Genomic DNA, 18,823 nt, shown 5'->3' with positions numbered 1-18,823 from the left:
CAAGGTGGTGCCATGCAGATCAACCGCAAGGCCACCCTCGCCACCTCCCTGGCCGCCCCCACGCTGCTCATGCTCGCCCTCGTTCCCGGCACGGCGAACGCGCACGGCACCATGAACAACCCGCCCAGCCGGGCCATGGTCTGCTACAGCGAGAACCCCGAGAGCCCGAAGTCCGACGCCTGCAAGAAGGCGGTCCAGCTCGGCGGCACCCAGCCGTTCTACGACTGGAACGAGGTCAACATCGCCAACGCCGCCGGGCGGCACCGCGAGATCATCCCCGACGGGCGGCTGTGCGGCGCCGGGCGGGACAAGTACCGCGGCCTCGACCAGGCGCGGGCGGACTGGCCCGCGACGACCCTGTCGGCCGGCTCGCCGTACACCTTCCGCTTCCGTGCCACGGCCCCGCACCGGGGCGCCTTCGAGCTGTACGTCACGAAGGACGGCTACGACCCGGCCCAGCCGCTGAAGTGGTCGGACCTGGAGGCCAAGCCGTTCCTCAGCCAGACCGACCCGACGCTGGCCAACGGCTCGTACGTGCTGGAGGGGCGGCTGCCGGCCAAGAAGGGCCGCCACCTGATCTACGCGATCTGGCAGCGCAGCGACAGCCCCGAGGCCTTCTACTCCTGCAGCGACGTCGTCTTCGGCGGCGAGTCCCCGACCACCCCGCCGACCACCCCGCCGACGACCCCGCCGACGACCCCGCCCACCACTCCCCCCACAACGCCGCCGACCACTCCGCCTGGGGGCGCACTAGGGGCCGTCAACGCCGGCGTGGGCCTCAGCCCCACCACGGCCAGACTGGGCGGCCAGGTGAAGGTGACCGCGGTGTGCAGCAGCTCGCAGGTCTCCCACATCGCCTCGAACGCCTTCGTCCCGGCCCGCACCCACCCCGAAGTCCCGACCGTGGCCTGGGCCCCGGCGCTGAAGACAGCGCGCACGGGCACCTTCCCGGTGACCGTGCACTGCAAGAACGGCGGCCTGGCCCGCACCGTCCTCACTGTCAGGAGCTGACCCCCGAAACCGGAAACGGCCCGTCCCCACCTACCTGGGGGACGGGCCGTTTCCATCGGTCAAAAGGGTCAGTCAGTCGTCGCCCTCGACCCGCATCACACTGGCCACCGCCCGCACGATGTCGAGCTCACGCAGCCCGTCCATGGTCGCGGTGAGCGCCGCGTCGGTGGCGCGGTGGCTGACGATGACGAGCTGGGCGTCGTCGCCGTGCCCCTCCTGGCGCACCGTCTGGATCGAGACGTCGTGCCGCGCGAACTCCTCGGCCACCCGGGCCAGCACGCCGGGCTTGTCGGCCACGTCGAGCGCCACATGCACGCGCGTGACCGTCTCGCCCATCGGGTGCACCGCCAGCGAGGCGTAGGTGGACTCGTCCGGCCCGCGCGTGCCCGCGATGCGGTTGCGCGCCACGGCCACGATGTCGCCGAGCACCGCGGAGGCGGTCGGCGCGCCGCCGGCGCCCTTGCCGTAGAACATGAGCTGCCCGGCGGACTCGGCCTCGACGAAGACCGCGTTGTAGGCCTCGCCGACCCCGGCCAGCGGGTGCGTCCTGGGGATCATCGCCGGGTGCACGCGCACCCCGATCGAGCGGCCGTCGTCGGACTTGGCGCAGATGGCCAGCAGCTTGATGACGTAGCCCATCGCCTTGGCGGAGGCGACGTCGGTCGCGGTGATCTCGGTGATGCCCTCGCGGTGCACCTCGGCGGCGGTGACGCGGCTGTGGAAGGCCAGCCCGGCGAGGATGGCCGCCTTGGCGGCGGCGTCGAAGCCCTCGACGTCGGCGGTCGGGTCGGCCTCGGCGTAGCCGAGCGACTGCGCCTCCTCCAGCGCCTCGGTGAAGGAGGCGCCGGTGCTGTCCATCTTGTCGAGGATGTAGTTGGTCGTGCCGTTGACGATGCCGAGCACCCGGCGGACGTGGTCGCCGGCCAGCGACTCGCGCAGCGGGCGCAGGAGCGGGATGGCCCCGGCGACGCTGGCCTCGTAGTAGAGGTCGCCGTTGCCGGCGCGGCCCGCCTCGAACAGCGCCGCGCCGTCCTCGGCCAGCAGCGCCTTGTTGGCCGTGACCACGGCCTTGCCCTTGGACAGCGCGCTGACCAGCAGCGAGCGGGCCGGCTCGATGCCGCCGATCACCTCGACGACGATGTCCACGTCGTCGCGGGCGACCAGGCTCTCGGCGTCGGTGGTGAGCAGGGCCGGGTCGAAGTCGACGTCGCGCTTGCGCCCGGACCGCCGCACGGCCACGCCGGCCAGTTCCAGCGGCGCGCCGACGCGGGCGGCCAGGTCGGCGGCCTGCTCGTGCATGAGCCGGATGACCTGCGACCCGACGACCCCGCACCCGAGCAGGGCCACTTTGAGAGGTTTGCCACTCACAACTGCCCCCTGAGCAGGTCGTCCTCGGTCTCGCCCTGGACGATCACGCGGGACTCGCCGTTCGCGACGGCGACCACCGCGGGCCGGGGCAGGTAGTTGTAGTTGCTGGCCAGCGACCGGCAGTAGGCGCCGGTGGCGGCCACGGCGATCAGGTCGCCGGGCGCGAGGTCGGCGGGCAGGTAGTGGTCGCGGACCACGATGTCGCCGCTCTCGCAGTGCTTGCCGACCACGCGGCTGAGCATCGGCTCGGCCTGCGACTCGCGCGAGACCAGCGCGGTGGTGTACTCCGCGCCGTAGAGCGCGGTGCGCACGTTGTCGCTCATGCCGCCGTCGATGCTCACGTAGGTGCGCAAGCCCTCGACGTCCTTGACCGTGCCGACCTCGTAGAGCGTGATCCCGCCGGGGCCGACGATGGCCCGGCCGGGCTCGACGGTCAGCCGCGGCACCGGCAGCCCGGCGTCGGTGCAGACCTTCGCCACGATCTCGCGCAGGCTGTCGGCGATCTCCTTGACGTCGGGCGCCTGGTCGTCGGGGGTGTAGGCGATGCCGTACCCGCCGCCGAGGTCGAGCTCGGGCAGGAGCACGCCGTGCTCCTCCTTGATCTGCACCAGCAGCGTCGCCAGCCGCCGCGCGGCCACCTCGAAGCCGGCGGTGTCGACGATCTGCGACCCGATGTGCGAGTGCAGGCCGACCAGTTCGAGCTGCGGCAGGGCCAGGATGCGGCGGACCGCCTCGGCCGCCGCGCCGGTGTTGAGCGACAGGCCGAACTTCTGGTCGTCGTGCGCGGTCGCGATGAACTCGTGGGTGTGCGCCTCGACGCCGGTGGTGACCCGGATCATCACGCGGGGCCGCTTGCCGTGCTGCTCGGCCAGGAAGCCCAGGCGGGCGATCTCCTCGTAGGAGTCGACGACGATGTGCCCGACGCCGACCTCCAGGGCCTTGGTGAGCTCGGCCACGGACTTGTTGTTGCCGTGCATCGTGATGCGCTCGGGCGGGAAGCCGACGCTCAGCGCGACGGCGAGCTCGCCGCCGCTGGCCACGTCGAGGCCGAGGCCCTCCTGGTGGAGCCAGCGGACGATCTCGCGGCACAGGAACGCCTTGCCCGCGTAGTGCACGTCGGATCCGGCGAAGGCGGTGGCGTAGTCGCGCATCCGCGAGCGCACGTCCTCCTCGTCGACCACGAAGAGCGGCGTGCCGTACTGTCCGGCCAGGTCACGGACGTCGACGCCGCCGATCGTGAGCGCGCCGTCGCGCCGGCCGGACGTTCGCGGCCAGATCGCGGGGTTGATCTGGTTGAGGTCGGCGGGCGCCAGCGGGGGGCGCTCATGGGGCAGCATCTCGGCGTGCCGGTCCCCGGCGGGATGGGCGAATCGACTCACCCGATCGAGGCTATCGGACCGGCGGCTTCGGCTGGACCCGCTGCCCACCTGTCGAGACGGTCCACGAAAGATTTTCCTTTACAACCGGTCTGGCCCAGGAAGTACTTTTCGTACGGCTTCCGCCAGCCGTACCCGGGCTGTGTGCAGGGCAGACGCCGGCTCGTCCCCCTTCGGTACGGCAGGCGCCCGCTCGTGCGCGTCATGGTAGGCCAGCGCCAGCCGCACCGAATACGACGCCCAGCCACCATTTCTTGCGCCCTGTCGCGCGGGCAGCTCCGCCAGCACCCGCAGCACCCGCCGGTCCCAGACCCCGTCGAGCAGCTCGCCCCTGAACGGCTCCCGGGCGACCCCCAGCTCGGCCGCCCACCGCTCGGTGTTGAGGGCGCGCACGTGCGCGTAGCGCACCACGAAGCCGGGGTTGTCCCACGTCCGCGGCAGGTCCGGCCACTCGCCCTGCGGCACCGCGCCCGGCTCGGCGCCGAGCAGCTCCCCCGGGTGCGCCACGACGATCCGGATCAGCCCGCCGGGCAGCACCTCGGCGCCGGGGACGGCCGCGGCCACCTCGTGCGGGTCGCGCCGCTGCCGCAGCGCGGCCCTCGACACGAAGACCGCCTCGCCCGCCCAGTCCCCCTCGGGGTCGGCGGGCTCCCCCAGCACGCGAAACTCCACCCTCGCAGGCTAGATCAGCGCGTGCGGCTCCGCCGAGCCGTACTCGACCAGGTGCGCCGCGCCCAGCAGCCAGCGGTCCTCCTGGCGGACCCGCACGTAGCCGAAGCGGTCGGCGGAGAAGACCTTGACGCCGTCGGTGCGGCACTGGCGCATGAGCACCGTGTCCCAGCCGTCGGTGAGGTCGGCGATGCCCAGCTCGCGCAAGGTGTTGCGGCGGCCCAGCAGGGTGGCGCCGTTGATCTCCGGCAGGTAGGCGTACTCCGCCTCCGGCTGCTTGAGCAGCGTGGCCTGTGGCGCGCGCAGGTGCGCGTAGAAGGCCGCCTTGCCGACCAGGTCGGCGTTGGCGAACAGGAAGGCGCGCGTGAGGTCGGACAGGTAGTACTTGCCGTAGACGTCGCGCGGGTCCATCACCGCCACCAGGTCGCCCTCGCACAGGTCGAGGCCGCGGTTGAGCATCGCGCCGGTGGTGAGCACCGGGTCGAGCGGGCGGAAGACGACGTCGGTGGCCGGCATGAGCTCGCGGGCGCGCTCCTCGGCCTCGTCCGGGCCGAAGACGACGAGCTGGGTGACGCCGGCCTGCCGGGCCACCTGCGCGAGCGCCTGCTCGACGTCGTCGTGCACGACCATCATGACCGAGATGTTCAGGGTCGCCCGGTGGCTGGGCAGGCCGATGGCCGCCAGCAGGTCGTCCACGCGCTCGGTCATCGTGCCGCCGGCGTAGGCGCGGCGCAGCGCGACGTGGGCGCGGCGCGAGTCGGGCTCGGGGCCGATCGGCGTGCCGCAGGCGGCGATCTCGGCCAGCCGCCACTGCGGCGTGCCGGGCGGCGCCTCGACCGCGGCCGGCCAGCGGTAGGAGGTGAGGGTGTCGGGGTAGGGCAGGTCGTCCGGCAGGAGCTGCTCCAGGCTCAGCACCCGGTCGATCCGCCCGCCGGGCAGCGGCAGCGGGTTGTGCACGCGCGGCTGCACGCCGAACTTCAACCGCGGCCAGCCGGAGGCGTCCTCGACGGTGAAGCGGTGCTCGAACAGCGCCGCGGCCGCCGCGTAGTCGGCGAGGTTGCCCTTGGTGTGCCAGAAGACCGTGCGGATGCCGCGCTCCGCGCACCAGGCCAGCAGCGCCTGGAGCCCCTCGCCGGGCTCGCCGAGCAGCTCCTGCGCCCACGGACCCTCGGTCACGGACTCGACGACCAGCAGGTGCGGCGTCTCCAGCGGCAGCACCCGGGCGAAGTCACGCGGCGTGAACCCCACCGTCTGCCGCCACTCATACCGCAGCAGCGCCTCGACGTGCGGATCGGCGATGACCGCCGCGGTGAGGTGCGGGCGGGTGTTGGGGCCGGTCGGCACCCGGAACGGCTTGAGCCGGAAGGAGGCGCCCTCGACCGTGCGGATCGAGCTGGTCGCCTGGAAGTGCGACTTCTCCGCGCCCTTGGCCACCGGCAGCGGCTTGCGCTTGGGCGCCGAGGGCCGCTTGACCGGCTTGGCCGCCACCCGCAGCCCCTTGGCCAGGCGCACCGGGTTGCTCTTGCCGGACTTGATGGCGTCGCCGATCCGCGTCCAGCGGGCCACCTTCATCGACGACAGCTTCCACTGCGCGACCTCGGCCTGGTAGCGCTGCTCGGCGGCCTCCTTGCGCAGCTTCTCGGCCGCGGCGCGCTCACGCCGGAGCTGCTCCTCGGCCTCTTCGAGGCGCGCGGCGAGCACCCTGGCCTCCTCGCCGCTGCGCTCGGCCTCGGCCAGCCTGGCCTGGGCGGCGTCCAGCAGGCGGGCCAGCTCGGCCGCCTGCCCCGCCTGGGCGATGGCCTCCCGAAGGGCCCGACGAGTGCTCTCCAGCTCCGTGCTCACGATTGGGAAGGATACTCTTTGCCCATTGATGGCTCGAAGGGGTGAGATCCGGTGCAGTTCAATGTGCGGCCCTACATCTGCGGCGCTCTCGGCCGGATCGACGGCACGCTGCTGGACAAGCTCACCGGCGCCGGCCCGCGGGTCAAGCCCGCGCTGCGCTCGGAGGAGGCGGCGCTGTACAGCAGCGTCCCGCTGCCGCCCTACCACCGCGCGGGCGAGCACTTCGCCTTCGCGTGGGGCGAGCGCAAGCCGTACGGCGGGGACGAGTGGATCTCGGTGGCCGAGACCTTCGAGACGCCCGGCCTGATCGGCTCGCCCGCCCGGCACGTGCTGCACACCGGCGGGCTCGGGCTGGTCGACCTCTATTACGTACGGCAGGGCGACGCGGTCTACTTCTCCTCGCTGATCTGGCCGCTGCTGGAGCTGGTCGAGGTGGACATCGACTGGTCGGCGTGGGCCGCGATCCTCCAGGTGACCTTCCCCCTGGGCGAGGCCACCCCGTACTCGCGGGTCAAGCGGCTGCCCGGGTCGAGCGCGATCGTGCTGGAGAACGGGGTGCTGCGCACCGAGCGGCGGCTGCCCCGCTGGCTGCGGCGCGAGCCGTACGAGGCCTGGACCAGCGCGGGCGAGCTGCTCGACCTGCTGCACGAGGTCTACAAGGACTACGAGGGCCGGCCGCTGCTGGTGCCGGTCAGCGGCGGGTACGACTCGCGGCTGCTGGCCAGCGTGGCGGTGGCGCGCGGCTTCGACGTGGAGTCGTGGACGACCAGCCCCGACGACGGCACCGACACCGACATCGCCTTCGCCCGGGCGATCACCCGCGAGCTCGGCATCCCGCACCGCGTCATCACCCAGGACGCCGCCGACTACCCGCGCGACGCGCTGGAGGTGGCGCGGCGGCTGGAGTACCTCACCCCGCACCACGCCTGGTACGCGCCCTTCGCCCGCGAGGTCCAGCGTTCCGGCCGGGTCCTGGTCGACGGCCTGGCCGGCGGCCCGCTGCTGAAGAACTTCATGGTCAGCGGCTCGGCCCTGGCCGCCTCCTCGCAGGCCGAGCGCTCGGCCGCCCTGCTCGACTCGCTCTCGCTGGGCGCGCCGTCGATGCCGTTCCTGTCGGAGCGGGCTCAGGAGTGGATGTCCGAAACCGTGCGCGACGCGTTCGCCGAGTCGACCTCCATGCTGCACGGCCATCGCGCCGAGCTGCCGCTGTCGGTGCTGCACACCCGCACCGTGCGCGGCATCGCGCGCTCGGCGGTCAACCTGGTCGGCCCCGAGGCGTCCTTCGCCGCGCCCTTCATCCACCCGGACTTCTTCGACGCCGCGCTCTCCGTCGGCGTCGGGCGCAAGGACGGCGGCCGGTTCTACCGCGAGCTGCTCCACGCCGCCGGCCCGCGGGTCGCCGCGCTGCCCTCGACCAACGTCGTCAAGCAGCCGTTGCGCCGCGTCCCGCTGCGCTCGACCGCCGCGCCGGCCCGGGCCTACTCGCACGACCTGCTGAGCGTCGTCGCCTCCCGGGTGCCCGGGCTGCTCTCCCCCGAGGCGCACGCGGTCATCGCCGACGGCCCCGACGCGCTGGCGCGCTTCCACGGGTGGAACGACCGGTTCTGGGTTCGGGGGCTGACGCTGTTCGGCGCCTGGCTGCGTGACTTCGACTGTGCACCGCAAACACCCTTCGAGTGACCGCTAGGTAACAGGAAGATTACGAACAGTCGTCGTGGGCACGTTCGGAAGGTGGTTCCGGATACCCGCGGGGCTGGTAGTGTTCGGCCCGTAAGCGCCGCGTACAACCGGGCAACCCCCGGAACGGGCATGGAGATCGCAGGGATGACGGCTCCAGGCGGCGCGGTCACCACAATTCACGCCGGGGAACCGGTGACTTCGTCCTGCCCACATCTCCTTCTGTGAGCGTCCAATGAGCTATGCATCCCCGTCGCCGGATCCGGTCAGCGAGTCCTTCGTCTCGGAGGACCCTAGCTGGTACAAGCGGGCGGTGTTCTACGAGGTGCTGGTCCGGGGGTTCAAGGACTCCAACGGTGACGGCACCGGCGACCTTCGCGGTCTGATCGAGAAGCTCGACTACCTCGAGTGGCTCGGCGTCGACTGCCTGTGGTTGCTGCCGCTGTACGAGTCGCCGTTGAAAGACGGCGGCTACGACATCTCGGACTACATGAAGATCCTGCCCGAGTTCGGCGACCTGGCCGACTTCGTGCAGCTCATCGAGTCCGCGCACGCCAGGGGGCTGCGGATCATCACCGACCTGGTGATGAACCACACCAGCGACAAGCACCCCTGGTTCCAGGCCTCCCGGCACGATCCGGAAGGCCCGTACGGCGACTTCTACGTCTGGTCGGACAAGCCCACGGGCTACCCCGACGCGCCGATCATCTTCATCGGGGCCGAGGAGTCCAACTGGACCTACGACCCGGTGCGCAAGCAGTACTACTGGCACCGCTTCTTCCACCACCAGCCGGACCTCAACTACGACAACCCGGCGGTGCAGGAGGCGATGCTGGAGGTCCTGCGCTTCTGGCTCGACCTGGGCATCGACGGCTTCCGGCTGGACGCCGTGCCGTACCTGTTCGAGCGGGAGGGCACCTCCTGCAGCGGGCTGCCGGAGACGCACGCCTACCTGAAGAAGGTGCGCGCGGAGGTCGACAGGCTCTACCCCGACCGGGTGCTGCTGGCCGAGGCCAACGGCTGGCCCGAGGACGTGGTCGAGTACTTCGGCGACCCGACGGTCGGCGGCGACGAGTGCCACATGGCCTTCCACTTCCCACTGATGCCGCGCATCTACATGGCGGTCAAGAAGGAGTCGCGCGAGCCGATCTCCGAGATCATGTCGCGCACCCCCAAGCTGCCCGACACCGCCCAGTGGGGCATCTTCCTCCGCAACCACGACGAGCTCACCCTGGAGACCGTCACCGAGGAAGAGCGCGACTACATGCACGCGGAGTACGCCAAGGACCCGCGTATGCGGGCCTACCTGGGCATCCGCCGCCGGCTCGCGCCGCTGCTGGACAACGACCGCGACCGCATCGAGCTGTTCACCGCCCTGCTGCTGTCGCTGCCGGGCTCGCCGGTCATGTACTACGGCGACGAGATCGGCATGGGCGACAACATCTGGCTGGAGGACCGCGACGCGGTCCGCACCCCGATGCAGTGGAGCCCGGACCGCAACGCCGGCTTCTCGCAGGCCGACCCGGGCCGGCTCTACCTGCCGGCCGTCATGGACCCGATCTACGGGTTCCAGGCGGTCAACGTCGAGGCGCAGTTGCGCAGCGAGGGCTCGCTGCTCCACTTCACCCGGCGCATGCTGCAGATCCGGCGTGAGCACCCGGTGTTCGGCACCGGCGCCTACACCGAGATGTGGTCGAACAACCCCGCGGTCCTGACCTTCATGCGCGAGGACGGCGACGACCTCATGCTGTGCGTCAACAACCTCGCCAAGTTCCCGCAGCCGGTCGAGCTCGACCTGCGCCGCTTCGAGGGCATGACGCCGATCGAGGCCAGGGGCGGGGTGCACTTCCCGAAGATCGGGTCGCTGCCGTACCTGCTCACCCTGCCGGGGCACGGCTTCTACTGGTTCGCCCTCAGGCGGACCGAGGATTGATCAGCTGGTGGAGGTAGCAGTCCTGCCACCTCCCCGCGATCTTCAGATAGGTGGGTGCGAGGGCGTAACGGACGAACCCGTTACGCTCCAGCATCCGCTGCGAGCGCACGTTGTCGAGCACCGTGTCCGCCTGGATGCGGTGCAGGCCGAGCTCGTCGAAGGCGACCTCGATGACCTCGCGCAGCGCCCGGGTGGCCAGGCCGCGCCCGCCGGCCTTCTCGGCCAGCCAGTAGCCCACGTAGCACGACTGGAACGCCCCGCGGACGATGCCGTTGATGATGATGCGCCCGGCCACCTCGCCCTGCTCGTCGAGGATCACGAAGGGCCGGCAGTCGTCCTGGGCCAGTACTCCGGCGACCGCCTCGCGCTGGCCCTCCTCGGTGAAGAAGCTCTCCGGCCGCTCGGGCTCCCAGGGGGCCAGGAAATCGCGGTTCTCGCGGATCAACGTGGTCAGGGCGGGGACGTCGTCGAGCGTCAGGGGGCGGATCACAGTCATCCGGTGAGCCTAGTCCCCGCCGCCGGGACGGACGCGCGCGCCGCCCGCCGGGCCGGGATGAGCGCCACCGCCAGCGCGGCCCCGACCGCCGTCAGCACCGCCGCCACCACCGCCGGTACGGCAGGCGGCCGCCCGATGCCCGCCCCCACCCCGCTGGTGTGCCCCTGCAGGTCGATCAGCCAGGTCACCACCAGCGCGCCCGCCGCCGTCCCGGCCAGCACGCCGAGGATGACCAGCAGCCCCGTGGCGGTCACCAGGGTCGCGGTCACCTGGCGCGGCGTCAGCCCCATCGCCTTGAGGACGGCCAGGTCGGAGGCGTGGTCGCGCAGGCCGAGGGCGATGGCGGTGAGCAGGTTGGCCAGGGCGATGAGGGCGAGCACCACGATGAGGCCCACGATGATCATCCGGATGACGCCCAGCCGCTCGGCGGGGTTGATCACCCGCTGCACGTCGAGCGCCTCCCCCGAGGCGGCCAGCAGGCGCGGGGCGACCTCGGCGGGGTCGGCGCCCGGCCGCAGGTCGAGGGCGTAGAAGGCGGGCGGGACGGTGTCCTTGGCCTCCAGGGTGTCGAGGCCGACGGACAGCACCTGGCCGTCGAGTTCGGGCTCGACCACCCGGCCGACCACCCGGACGATCAGCGGGGTGCCGCCGACGGTGAGCCGGACGCGGTCGCCGATCCGGATGCCGAGCAGGTCGAGCAGGCCCTGCCCGGCCACGGCCTCGCCGGGCTGGGTGTAGCCCCTGCCCTCGGCGACCGGATACGGGTAGGGGTCGAGGGAGGTGCCGATGGCGCGCACCCGCACCGAGCGGGCCTCGCCGGGGGCCAGGGCGTTGACGGTGCTGCCCTGGTAGACCTTGCGGATGTCGGGGTTCTGCCGCAGCAGGAGTTCGGTCTCGGCGGGGGTGAGCTTGCCCTTCTTGACGATCAGGCCGGCCGACTGGCCCACCTGCTCCGGGTGCTTCAGGAAGTTGTCGAGGGTGGACCACACGCCCAGCCCGATGGTGATCATCATCATCGGCACCGCGAGCCCGAAGGCGGTCAGGAAGGCCGGGACCGGGCGGGTGAAGGCGTCGCGGGTGCCGAGCACGAGGGCGGGCGGCAGCCGTACCAGCAGGGCCAGGCGGGCCAGGCGCGACAGGTGGCCGCGCGGCGGCGCGCCGGGCGCGGCCGGGATCGGCGGGGTGCGCCCGCCGCGCCAGGCGGGCAGCCCGACCGCGGCCAGCACGACGAGTGCCGCGCCCACCGCGATGGCCAGCACCGGCAGGGGCGCGGCCGAGGTCGCGCCGAGCACCCAGACGCAGGCCGCCCAGCCGGCCGACAGGCCCAGCCCGATGCCGAGCAGGCCCAGCGCGCCGTGCTCGACCACCAGCAGGGCGGCGATCTGGTGCCTGGTGAAACCGAGCGACTTGAGCGTGGCCAGGTCGCGAAGCTGGCCGAGCACGCGCCCGCCGGCCGCGTTGGCCAGCGCGAGCGCCGCGGCGACCAGGCCGGCCACGCCGAAGAGCGCGAGCAGCGTGCCGAGGAGCCGGTTGTCCAGTTCCATCGCCGCGCGCACCTCGCGCCAGGTGTAGACGCGCTCCAGCCGGCTGAGGCGGACCACCGCGCGCTGGGAGATCACCTGGGTGGCGTCCGCGTCGGCCAGGCGCAGCCCGGTGACCCATTCGCTCAGGCCGTGTTTCGGCTCGACCTGGTCGAGCGTGCCGGGCAGCACCCAGGCCAGGCCGGGCGTCCACTCGGGGTAGAAGCCCTGCTCTGCGGAGTCGGCGACGCCGCGCACGTAGAGCACGCGACGGGCGCCGCCGAGCGTGTTGACCGTCAGCGGCGCGCCCAGCCGCAGGCCCAGCGCCCGGGCGAAGGACTGCTCGACGACCACCCCGTCGGGCTGGGCCGAGCTCAGCCAGGCGCCCTCGCGCACCACCGGGTGCGCCACCTCCGGCAGCGCGGCGGGCAGCGCGCGCAACGCCGCCGGGGCCTTCTTCCCGTCCTGCACCACGGTCACCGGCGCCGAACGGTACGGCCCGGCCGATCGCACCACCCCGTCGAGCTCGCGCAACCGGGCGACGTCGGGCGGGTCGGTGGTGTGGATCCAGATGTGCGCGCCGTCGGTCTGGGCGAACAGGCTGCGCCAGGGGTTGGTGCCCTCCTCCAGCAGCGTCGCCCCGGTGAGCAGCGCGGCGACGATCCCGGCCACCGACAGCACGGTCAGCAGGGCCTGCGCGGGACGCGCGCGCAGGTCGGACCGGATGAACCGGCCCCCGGCCCGGACGACGCTCATCGGAGGTCGATCACCTCGCCGGCGGTGCCGGTGGCCGAGCGGCGGCGCGGGATGCGCCCGTCGTCGATGATCTCGCCGTCGAGCAGCGAGATCACCCGGTCGGCCAGGGCGGCCACCCGGGCGTCGTGCGTGACCATGACGATCGTCTGCCCGTCGCGGTGCACCTCGCCCAGCAGCCGCAGCACGTCGCGGGTGTTGCGGCTGTCGAGGTTGCCGGTCGGCTCGTCGGCCAGCAGCAGGCTCGGCTGGTTGGCCAGCGCCCGGGCCAGCGCGACCCGCTGCTGCTCGCCGCCGGACAGCCGGCCGGGCGAGGCGGTGGCGCGGTCGGTGAGGGTGAGGCGTTCCAGCAGGAACTCGCGCCGCTCGCGCGCCTCCCGGGGCGAGACCCCGGCCAGCAGCGCGGGCAGTTCGACGTTGTCCGCGACGGTCATGTTGGCGACCAGGTTGAAGCCCTGGAAGACGAAGCCGATCTTGCGGCGCCTGAGCACCGCCCAGGCGCTCTCGGTGAGGCTGTCCACCCGTTTGCCGTCCAGCCAGATCTCACCGCTGGTGCGCACGTCGAGGCCGCCGAGCATGTGGATCAGGGTGGACTTGCCCGATCCGGACGGCCCCATGATCGCGACGAACTCCCCGTCGTCGACCTCCAGGTCGATCCCGCGCACGGCGTGCACGGGCACGCCGGTGTTGGAGTAGATCTTGACGAGGTTGTGCGCCTTCAACGTCACAGGAGCTCCTCCTGACAGCGCTGCAGCCAGTCGAGGTCGGCCTGCAGGTGCAGCATGGCCCCCTCGATGAGCAGGAGCGCGACCCGGTTGGCCGGGTCGGTGCTCTCGCACAGCTCGTTGAGCTCGCGCATGAGCACGAGGTAGTGCCGCCGCTGCCGGCCGATCAGGACCATGCGGTCGGCGATGCCGGTGAGCGGGGCGAGGATGAGCTTCATGTAGAACTCGTCGCGGACCCGGGGGCCCTCGGTGGGTTCCTCCACCCAGGCGGTGAGCGTCTCCCGGCCCTTGGCGGTCAGGTAGTAGACCTTCTTGTTCGGCCGGTTGGACTGCTCGACGTCGACCGCTCTGACCAGGCCGTCCTTCTCCAGCCTGGCGAGGGTGACGTAGATCTGCCCGATGTTGGGAGAGGGGTAGGCGGCGCCGAAGGTCAGTTCCAGCGCCTGCTTCAGCTCGTAGCCGTGCGCCGGCTCCTTCGCGAGCAGGGCCAGAAGGTGCAGCCGCACGCGGGCCTCCCTGTTATGCAGGCGTTACATGACCTTCCGTTGACGTCCAGTTTACGGGTGTGCATAACATGAATGCATCTACCTAACACGTATGTAATGTGGAGGTCGCCGGTGTTTCGCCCGCTTCCCCTGGCCGTCGCCCTGCTGGTGATGGCCGGGTGCACGGGGACGGGTGAGCGCGACGGCGCCGGTCCCACCGCGGGCGGCAAGGGCCCGATCACCTTCGCCACCGGCCGCGACACCACGGCGTACCTGCAACCCCTGCTGGACCGCTGGAACCAGGCCCACCCGGCCGAGACGGTGTCGCTGATCGAGCTGCCGGAGGCCGCCGACGAGCAACGCGCGCAGATGGTCGCCAACCTGCAGGCCAAGAGCGACCGCTACGACGTGCTCGGGCTCGACGTCACGATGACCGCGGAGTTCGCCGACAGCGGCTGGATCATCCCCCTGGAACGGGCGGCCTTCCCGCTCGACAGGTTCCTGCCGCCGGTGGTCGAGACCGCGATCTACGAGGGCAAGCTGTGGGCGGTGCCGTACACGAGCAACGCCGGACTGCTCTTCTACCGCACCGATCTGGTGCGGAAACCGCCCAAGACGTGGGACGAGCTGCGCAGACAAGCTCTGGAAATCCAAAAGAAGCATGATATTCAGGGCTATGCGGGGCAGTTCCTCGCCTATGAGGGACTCACCGTCAACTTCTCCGAAGCCGTCCAGGCCGCCGGCGGCCAGCTTCTCGACCCCGACGGGACCCGCGTCACCGCGGACTCCGGCCCGGTCGAGACCGCGATCAGCCGGCTCCAGCAGGGGCTGCGCGAGAAGTGGATCCCCGAGGAGGCCCTTCGGTACAAGGAGGAGGAGTCCCGCCTGGCCTTCCAGGAGGGCCGCCTCGCCTTCGCCCGCAACTGGCCGCCGGCCTACGGTCCGGCCACCGCGCCGGGCTCGGCGGTCCGCGGGCGGTTCGCGGTCACCCGGCTGCCCGGGCCCAGCGTCCTGGGCGGCAACAACCTGGCCATCAGCGCGTACTCCAAGCACCCGCAGACGGCCCAGGAGTTCATCCACTACTTCACCAGCCTGGACAACCAGCGCCGCGTGCTCACCGACGGGTCCTTCCCGCCGGTCTGGACCGAGCTCTACGACGACCCCGGGCTGATCGAACGATTCCCCTACCTGCCGGCCCTGAAGGAGAGCATTCTCGCGGCCAAACGCCGCCCGGCGAGTGCCAACTACAACCAGTTGAGCCTGGTGATCGCCAGCAACGTCGCCAAGGCTCTCGCCCCGCCGTACACGGAGTCCGCGTCCGACGTCGCGGCCGCCCTGAAGGCGGAACTCTCCGAGGTTCTCAAAACCCAGTGAGGAACCATGCGCAAAGCCCTTACCGCCGCCGGACTCGCGATCGCCCTCGCGGCCTGCGGTAACGCCCCCACCACCACCCCCACGCAACCGGCCGGCGGCGCCTCCTCGGCGCCGGCCGCGGGCGGCGGCAAGACCCTGGAAGGGGTCAAGCTCGAGGTCGCCGCCAAGTGGACCGGCGAGGAGCAGAAGAACTTCCAGCAGGTGCTGAAGGCCTTCTCCGACAAGACCGGCGCCGAGGTCACCTACGCCTCCACCGGCGAGGACACCGGCGCCTACCTCGGCCCGCGCGTCACCAGCGGCAACCCGCCGGACGTGGCGATCCTGCCGCAGCCGGGCCTGGTGCAGCAGTACGCCGACCAGAAGGCGCTCAAGCCGCTCAACGACGCGGTCAAGAAGCAGCTCGACGACAACTACACCGAGTACTGGAAGGAGCTGGGCTCGGCCGACGACCAGCTCTACGGCGTGCTGGTCAAGGCGGCGCACAAGTCGCTGGTGTGGTATCGCCAGTCCGCCTTCGACGAGGCCGGCGCCCAGCCGCCCACCACCTGGGACGAGCTCCTGGCCACCGCGCAGACCATCGCCGACTCCGGCACCGCGCCCTTCTCCTTCTGCGGCGCCTCCGGCTGGACGCTCACCGACCTGTTCGAGAACGTCTACCTGTCCAGCGCCGGACCGGAGAAGTACGACCAGCTCGCCGAGCACGAGATCCCCTGGACCGACCCCTCGGTCGGCGTCGCGCTGACCAAGATGGCCGAGCTGTTCAGCAAGAAGGAGTACGTCAACGGCGGTTCCTCCGGCGCGCTCCAGACCGACTTCCCGACCTGCGTGACCCAGGTCTACGGCCAGAAGAAGGCGGCCATGGTGATCGAGGCCGACTTCGTCGCCGTCTCGGCGGTCGAGGCCGGCGCCAAGGTCGGCGAGGAGGCCAAGTCCTTCGCCTTCCCGAAGGTCGGCGAGACCGCCCCGGTCGTGCTCGGCGGCGACATCGCGGTGATCATGAAGGACTCCCCCGGCGCGCAGGCGCTGCTGGAGTTCCTCGCCTCCAAGGAGGGCGGCGAGATCTGGGCCAAGCTCCCCGGCTACCTCTCGCCCAACCGCAACGTCTCCCCGGACAACTACCCGGACCCGCTGACCAAGCAGCTCGGCCAGACGATCATCTCGGCCGGTGAGAGCGTCCGCTACGACATGTCCGACCTCGCGCCCAGCGCCTTCGGCGGCACCGACGGCAAGGGCGAGTGGAAGCTCCTCCAGGACCTGCTGCGCAACCCCGGCGACGTCAAGAACATCCAGGAACAGCTCGAGGCGGAAGCCAAGAAGGCCTGGACCAAATAACCCCCTCCGGAAGGACCAGCCGTGACTGAACGGTCAACCGGTCCGCAGGGCCCGTCCCCCATCGCGGACGGGCCCGTCCCCGGACCCACCCCCCAAGCCTCCGCCAAGCGTCGCCTGGGACCCTCACCCGTCCTGGCCTACGTCTTCCTCCTGCCCGCGGCCGTGCTGCTGGGCATCTGGGTGATCTATCCGATCGGCTACTCGCTCTACCGCAGCCTGTTCGGCACGCTCCCGACCGACTTCGTCGGCCTGGGCAACTACGCGACGATCTTCACCGACCAGAACCTGCTCACCACGATCAGGAACAACCTGATCTGGGTGGTCGTCGCGCCCATCCTGGTCACCACGCTCGGCCTCATCTTCGCGGTGCTGACCGAGCGCATCCGCTGGGCGACCGCGTTCAAGCTGATCGTCTTCATGCCGATGGCCGTCTCGCTGATGGCCGCCGGCGTCATCTTCCGCCTGGTCTACGAGCAGGACCCGGACAAGGGGGTGGCCAACGCCATCCTCACCACCGTGCACGACACCTTCTCCGCCTCCCAGGGCTACCCCAACGCCCGGCCCCGCGAGAGCGACACGGTCAAGGCCGAAGGCGGCGGCATCGTCGCCAGCGGCAGCCCCGCGCTCATCCCGATCGTCGGCATCCGGCAGGACAACCTGCCCTCCGGCGCGCAGCCGGCGAAGGCCGGGGCCTCCGGCGCGGTCTGGTTCGACTTCACCCCGGGCGGCGGCGGGCGCAACGGCGAGATCGACGCCTCGGAGAAGGGCCTGCCCGGCGTGACCGTCGAGGCCGTGCAGAACGGCGCCGTGGTGGCCACCACCACGACCGCCGACGACGGCTCCTTCGCCTTCGAGGGCGTCTCGGGCGCCTATCAGGTACGGCTGCCGCAGTCCAACTTCACCGCGCCCTACAACGGGCTGAGCTGGCTGGGCCCGACGCTCATCACCCCCGCGATCATCGGCGCGTTCGTCTGGGTGTGGGCCGGCTTCGCCATGGTCCTCATCGCGGCCGGCCTGGCCGCCATCCCGCGTGACGCGCTGGAGGCGGCCCGCATCGACGGCGCGACCGAGTGGCAGGTGTTCCGCCGGATCACCGTGCCGCTGCTGTCGCCGGTGCTCCTGGTGGTCTTCGTCACGATGATCATCAATACCCTGAAGGTGTTCGACCTGGTCTTCATCATCGCGCCCGCCTCCGTGCAGGACGAGGCGATGGTGCTGGCCCTGGAGATGTGGCGCGTCTCCTTCGGCGGCGGCGGCAACCAGGGGCTCGGCAGTGCCCTGGCGATCTTCCTGCTGATCCTGGTGTTGCCCTTCATGATCATGAACATCCGCCGGTTCAGAAGGGAGCAGTCGTGACCGCCACCGCACCCCAGCAGGCCGGTGAGATCAAGCGGGGCCCGGTCGGCCGGCTGGTGGACCTCCTGGGCAGCGGCGCCGTCCAGGTGCTGATGGTCCTGCTCGGGCTGTTCTGGCTGGTGCCCACGCTCGGCCTGCTGATCGTCTCGCTGCGCGACGAGAAGGTGAACGCCGCCGAAGGCTGGTGGACCGTCTTCACCCAGCCCGCGCAGCTCACCCTCGACGCCTACAGCAGCCTGCTGGCCACCGGGTTCACCGCCTCCTTCTGGAACACCGTCCTCATCACCGTCCCGACGACCATCCTGGTCATCGGGATCGCGGCGATGGCCGCCTACGCCTTCGCGTGGATGGAGTTCCCCGGCCGCGACCTGCTCTTCCTCATCGTGGTCGGCCTGCTCATCGTGCCCATCCAGATCGCGCTGATCCCGATCGCCTCGCTCTACGGCGGGCTCGGCATCTTCGGGTCGATCCCCGGCGTGGTGCTGTTCCACGTCGCCTTCGGCCTGCCGTTCGCGATCTTCCTGCTGCGCAACTTCTTCGTCGGCATCCCGTCCTCGCTGCTGGAGGCGGCCCGGATGGACGGGGCGCCGGAGTGGAAGATCTTCGCCCGGGTGGTCTTCCCGCTGGGCAAGCCGGCGATCGCCTCGCTGGGCATCTTCCAGTTCCTGTGGGTGTGGAACGACATGCTGATCGCCCTGGTCTTCGCCGACACCGACGCCCAGCCGATGACCAAGGCCTTGCAGTCGGAGATGCGGCAGTTCGGGACGAACGTCGACATCCTGGCGCCGGGCGCCTTCCTGTCCCTGCTGATCCCGCTGGTGCTGTTCTTCGCCTTCCAGCGGTACTTCGTGCAGGGCATGATGGCCGGCTCGGTCAAGTAGGGGGCTCCGGGCGCCCGCCTTCCGA

General features: G+C 71.3%; 15 protein-coding genes. 7 read left to right on the top strand and 8 right to left on the bottom strand.

Annotated features, from left to right (window positions below; all coding sequences use genetic code 11):
- The first annotated feature begins 12 nt into the window (after positions 1-12).
- A complete protein-coding gene (locus AB0I67_RS04570) occupies positions 13-1,011 on the top strand; it encodes a lytic polysaccharide monooxygenase (RefSeq protein ID WP_357917478.1) in 999 nt (332 codons plus the stop codon).
- A 72-nt stretch (positions 1,012-1,083) separates the two neighbouring features.
- Here the strand turns inward: AB0I67_RS04570 and AB0I67_RS04565 are convergent, their stop codons facing one another.
- The 4 genes from AB0I67_RS04565 to AB0I67_RS04550 all read right to left on the bottom strand — a co-directional run bounded on the left by AB0I67_RS04565 (position 1,084) and on the right by AB0I67_RS04550 (position 6,266).
- A complete protein-coding gene (locus AB0I67_RS04565; RefSeq protein ID WP_357918385.1) occupies positions 1,084-2,358 on the bottom strand; it encodes a homoserine dehydrogenase in 1,275 nt (424 codons plus the stop codon).
- A gap of 17 nt (positions 2,359-2,375) precedes the next feature.
- The gene (lysA, locus tag AB0I67_RS04560; protein WP_357917475.1) at positions 2,376-3,758 is read right to left on the bottom strand and encodes a diaminopimelate decarboxylase; all 1,383 of its coding nucleotides are present in this window, start codon (positions 3,756-3,758) and stop codon (positions 2,376-2,378) included.
- Positions 3,759-3,836: 78 nt separating this feature from the next.
- Positions 3,837-4,427 carry an anticodon-binding protein gene (locus tag AB0I67_RS04555; RefSeq protein ID WP_357917472.1) on the bottom strand — a complete coding sequence of 197 codons (591 nt, stop codon included), beginning with the start codon at positions 4,425-4,427 and terminating at the stop codon, positions 3,837-3,839.
- A gap of 9 nt (positions 4,428-4,436) precedes the next feature.
- The gene (locus tag AB0I67_RS04550) at positions 4,437-6,266 is read right to left on the bottom strand and encodes a hypothetical protein (RefSeq protein WP_357917470.1); all 1,830 of its coding nucleotides are present in this window, start codon (positions 6,264-6,266) and stop codon (positions 4,437-4,439) included.
- 51 nt (positions 6,267-6,317) lie between these two features.
- Between AB0I67_RS04550 and AB0I67_RS04545 the strand changes: the two genes are divergently transcribed.
- Both AB0I67_RS04545 and treS read left to right on the top strand, forming a co-directional pair.
- On the top strand, positions 6,318-7,946 hold the full coding sequence (locus AB0I67_RS04545; RefSeq protein WP_357917467.1) for an asparagine synthetase B family protein: 1,629 nt from the start codon (positions 6,318-6,320) through the stop codon (positions 7,944-7,946).
- 232 nt (positions 7,947-8,178) lie between these two features.
- Positions 8,179-9,876: a maltose alpha-D-glucosyltransferase gene (treS, locus tag AB0I67_RS04540; RefSeq protein WP_357917464.1), complete on the top strand. Its 1,698-nt coding sequence runs from the start codon at positions 8,179-8,181 to the stop codon at positions 9,874-9,876.
- Here treS and AB0I67_RS04535 read toward each other — a convergent pair.
- The 4 genes from AB0I67_RS04535 to AB0I67_RS04520 are packed head-to-tail and all read right to left on the bottom strand — an operon-like array spanning position 9,857 to position 13,876.
- A complete protein-coding gene (locus tag AB0I67_RS04535; RefSeq protein ID WP_357917461.1) occupies positions 9,857-10,372 on the bottom strand; it encodes a GNAT family protein in 516 nt (171 codons plus the stop codon). The two genes, treS and AB0I67_RS04535, sit on opposite strands and share 20 nt — an antisense overlap.
- Positions 10,369-12,648: an FtsX-like permease family protein gene (locus tag AB0I67_RS04530; protein WP_357917459.1), complete on the bottom strand. Its 2,280-nt coding sequence runs from the start codon at positions 12,646-12,648 to the stop codon at positions 10,369-10,371. The genes AB0I67_RS04535 and AB0I67_RS04530 overlap by 4 nt, the downstream gene beginning before the upstream one ends.
- Positions 12,645-13,373, bottom strand: coding sequence for an ABC transporter ATP-binding protein (locus AB0I67_RS04525; protein WP_357917456.1), 729 nt, complete (start codon positions 13,371-13,373; stop codon positions 12,645-12,647). The genes AB0I67_RS04530 and AB0I67_RS04525 overlap by 4 nt, the downstream gene beginning before the upstream one ends.
- Entirely contained in the window at positions 13,370-13,876 is a 507-nt protein-coding gene (locus AB0I67_RS04520; RefSeq protein WP_357917453.1) for a PadR family transcriptional regulator, read from the bottom strand. Before AB0I67_RS04520 ends, AB0I67_RS04525 begins: the two co-directional genes overlap by 4 nt.
- Positions 13,877-13,987: 111 nt before the next feature.
- Here AB0I67_RS04520 and AB0I67_RS04515 point away from each other — a divergent pair, with 111 nt between their 5' ends.
- From AB0I67_RS04515 to AB0I67_RS04500, 4 genes are read left to right on the top strand one after another with little or no spacing between them, the layout of a single operon-like run.
- Positions 13,988-15,229 (top strand): ABC transporter substrate-binding protein, encoded by a 1,242-nt coding sequence (locus AB0I67_RS04515; protein ID WP_357917451.1) that lies wholly within the window; start codon positions 13,988-13,990, stop codon positions 15,227-15,229.
- A gap of 6 nt (positions 15,230-15,235) precedes the next feature.
- Positions 15,236-16,561: an ABC transporter substrate-binding protein gene (locus AB0I67_RS04510; RefSeq protein WP_357917448.1), complete on the top strand. Its 1,326-nt coding sequence runs from the start codon at positions 15,236-15,238 to the stop codon at positions 16,559-16,561.
- Between the two features lie 60 nt (positions 16,562-16,621).
- A complete protein-coding gene (locus AB0I67_RS04505) occupies positions 16,622-17,917 on the top strand; it encodes an ABC transporter permease subunit (protein WP_357918382.1) in 1,296 nt (431 codons plus the stop codon).
- A gap of 29 nt (positions 17,918-17,946) precedes the next feature.
- A complete protein-coding gene (locus AB0I67_RS04500) occupies positions 17,947-18,798 on the top strand; it encodes a carbohydrate ABC transporter permease (RefSeq protein ID WP_357918379.1) in 852 nt (283 codons plus the stop codon).
- The last annotated feature ends 25 nt before the right edge of the window (positions 18,799-18,823 follow it).

The organism is Nonomuraea sp. NPDC050310, from assembly GCF_040655795.1.
Classification (GTDB): Bacteria; Actinomycetota; Actinomycetes; order Streptosporangiales; family Streptosporangiaceae; genus Nonomuraea.
The sequence above is the reverse complement of the archived record's forward strand: the minus strand, read 5'-3'. Positions and strand labels throughout refer to the sequence as shown.

Excerpts from the sequence above, each read along its gene's own strand:
- AB0I67_RS04570 (WP_357917478.1), top strand. The coding sequence starts at position 13 with ATGCAGATCAACCGCAAGGCCACCCTCGCCACCTCCCTGGCCGCCCCC.
- treS (WP_357917464.1), top strand. The coding sequence starts at position 8,179 with ATGAGCTATGCATCCCCGTCGCCGGATCCGGTCAGCGAGTCCTTCGTC.
- AB0I67_RS04535 (WP_357917461.1), bottom strand. The coding sequence starts at position 10,372 with ATGACTGTGATCCGCCCCCTGACGCTCGACGACGTCCCCGCCCTGACC.
- AB0I67_RS04530 (WP_357917459.1), bottom strand. The coding sequence starts at position 12,648 with ATGAGCGTCGTCCGGGCCGGGGGCCGGTTCATCCGGTCCGACCTGCGC.
- AB0I67_RS04510 (WP_357917448.1), top strand. The coding sequence starts at position 15,236 with ATGCGCAAAGCCCTTACCGCCGCCGGACTCGCGATCGCCCTCGCGGCC.